Consider the following 2,266-nt stretch of genomic DNA (forward strand, 5'->3'; position numbering starts at 1 on the left):
CTAGACAAAATGACACCAAATGAGTTTTACTATGATCAGCTACCCCAACAAAACAAGGTGGCTTAACTAGAGCGGAATATCACTTATAAATACGCTTTTAGTTGTTCAAACAAGTGGGACCACCTCTATATCTCGATAGGTATAGTAGAGTGATATCTCGATAGGTATAGTGTTTTGCAGTTTAGAGGAGATATCGCGATGCATACGCGGAAGGCAATAACGGAGGCGCTTCAAAAACTCGGAGTCCAAACCGGTGACCTCTTGATGGTGCATGCCTCACTTAAAGCGATTGGTCCGGTCGAAGGAGGAGCGGAGACGGTCGTTGCCGCGTTACGCTCCGCGGTTGGGCCGACTGGCACTGTGATGGGATACGCGTCGTGGGACCGATCACCCTACGAGGAGACTCTGAATGGCGCTCGGCTGGATGACGAAGCCCGCCGTACCTGGCTGCCGTTCGATCCCGCAACAGCCGGGACTTACCGTGGGTTCGGCCTGCTGAATCAATTTCTGGTTCAAGCCCCCGGCGCGCGGCGCAGCGCGCACCCCGATGCATCGATGGTCGCGGTTGGTCCGCTGGCTGAAACGCTGACGGAGCCTCACGAACTCGGTCACGCCTTGGGGGAAGGATCGCCCGTCGAGCGGTTCGTTCGCCTTGGCGGGAAGGCCCTGCTGTTGGGTGCGCCGCTAAACTCCGTTACCGCATTGCACTACGCCGAGGCGGTTGCCGATATCCCCAACAAACGGTGGGTGACGTATGAGATGCCGATGCTTGGAAGAGACGGTGAAGTCGCCTGGAAAACGGCATCGGATTACGATTCAAACGGCATTCTCGATTGCTTTGCTATCGAAGGAAAGCCGGATGCGGTTGAAACTATAGCAAATGCTTACGTGAAGCTCGGTCGCCATCGAGAAGGTGTCGTGGGCTTTGCTCAGTGCTACCTGTTCGACGCGCAGGACATCGTGACGTTCGGCGTCACCTATCTTGAGAAGCATTTCGGAACCACTCCGATCGTGCCTCCGCACGAGGCCGTCGAGCGCTCTTGCGAGCCTTCAGGTTAGAGGCCGTCGACAATGATAATCTGGATCAACGGACCTTTCGGCGCCGGAAAGACGACGCTCGCTAAGCGGCTGCGCGATCGGCGTTCCAAATCGCTGATCTTTGACCCCGAGGAAATCGGGTTCGTGGTGAAAGAAACGGTCCCCATGCCAGCGAGCGGAGACTATCAGGATCTCCCCTTGTGGAGGGGACTTACGATCGCGGCGGTCAGGGAGATTCGAAGGAATTACTCGCAGGACATCATCATCCCAATGACGCTCGTGCACCCGGACTATCTGACTGAGATACTCGACGGGGTAAGGCGGATCGACGATCAGCTGCTGCACATCTTTCTGACGCTCAACGAGGACCTATTGCGTCACCGGATCGCGAACCAGACCATGCATCCTGACCCGAATCGAAATGCGGAGATTCGAGAGTGGCGATTAGCGAATGTCGCCCGATGCTTGGCCGCAAGGGAACGGCTTCCATGCACAACCCGTGTTCTCGATAGTGGTGCACACACCAGCGATGAACTCGCAGCGATGGTGCTCGACGGAATCGATGGGCGCACCTGATCGCCTTCGACGCCTGCGCAAAGCGTAGCGCGAGGGTGGCGGGCTCACGACCAAACGCCCAGAGGTCGATCATCGCAGGGATGTTTGGCTTTGTGGTGCGGACGACGGGACTCGAACCCGTACTCTCACAGAGAAGCAGATTTTCGTACCACCTCGACTTTCGCCGCCGTCTGATGACGTTCGTGGTCTGGACTGTCCCTTCGCCATTGCCCGAAGGCTTTAGGCGCCGCCCGTCCAGTCTCTACACCTTCCCCCGAAGGGGCTTGGCTCGGGATTGGCTTAGGGTATTGCCCGTTAGCGTTCCCCGACTTTGAGCGGTTCTACTCCGCGGATTTCCCCGCGGGCACTCCAATTTTAAAGTCTGCTGCGTCTACCGATTTCGCCACGTCCGCCTTTTTTCGCCGTTCCTAGCGCTCGTGTGATGCACCTATGTTGCACCTAGCGCCGAATCGTTCTTCGTCATCCTGAAAAACCACGTCTCCTAAAGCCTTGCATAGCTTATCTTTTCTCCACCACGAACTTTTTTGGGCACTGTTGCAAATAGTCGGTGGTGATAAACTTATCATCCCCTTTTGCTGATGGAGCTGCACATGAACCCATTCAAAGGCCGGCATTTTCAGCGTGACATCATTCTGTGGGCCGTACGCTGGTA

3 protein-coding genes are annotated in these 2,266 nt (G+C 56.1%); 2 read left to right on the forward strand and 1 reads right to left on the reverse strand.

The annotated features are described in order from the left end of the window. The first annotated feature begins 198 nt into the window (after window positions 1-198). Together aac(3)-IId and FTU44_RS14965 are read left to right on the forward strand one after the other, a co-directional pair. Complete coding sequence (aac(3)-IId, locus tag FTU44_RS14960) at window positions 199-1,059, forward strand: aminoglycoside N-acetyltransferase AAC(3)-IId (protein WP_000557454.1); 861 nt, start codon at window positions 199-201, stop codon at window positions 1,057-1,059. 12 nt (window positions 1,060-1,071) lie between these two features. Next, window positions 1,072-1,614, forward strand: coding sequence for an AAA family ATPase (locus FTU44_RS14965; RefSeq protein ID WP_000587837.1), 543 nt, complete (start codon window positions 1,072-1,074; stop codon window positions 1,612-1,614). A gap of 407 nt (window positions 1,615-2,021) precedes the next feature. Here the strand turns inward: FTU44_RS14965 and FTU44_RS15345 are convergent. Next, window positions 2,022-2,266 (reverse strand): hypothetical protein (locus FTU44_RS15345; RefSeq protein WP_373686022.1); only part of this gene is annotated, 245 nt, incomplete at its 5' end.

Origin of the sequence: Acinetobacter sp. YH12105, from assembly GCF_013419095.1 — a bacterium.
Classification (GTDB): Bacteria; Pseudomonadota; Gammaproteobacteria; order Pseudomonadales; family Moraxellaceae; genus Acinetobacter; species Acinetobacter pseudolwoffii.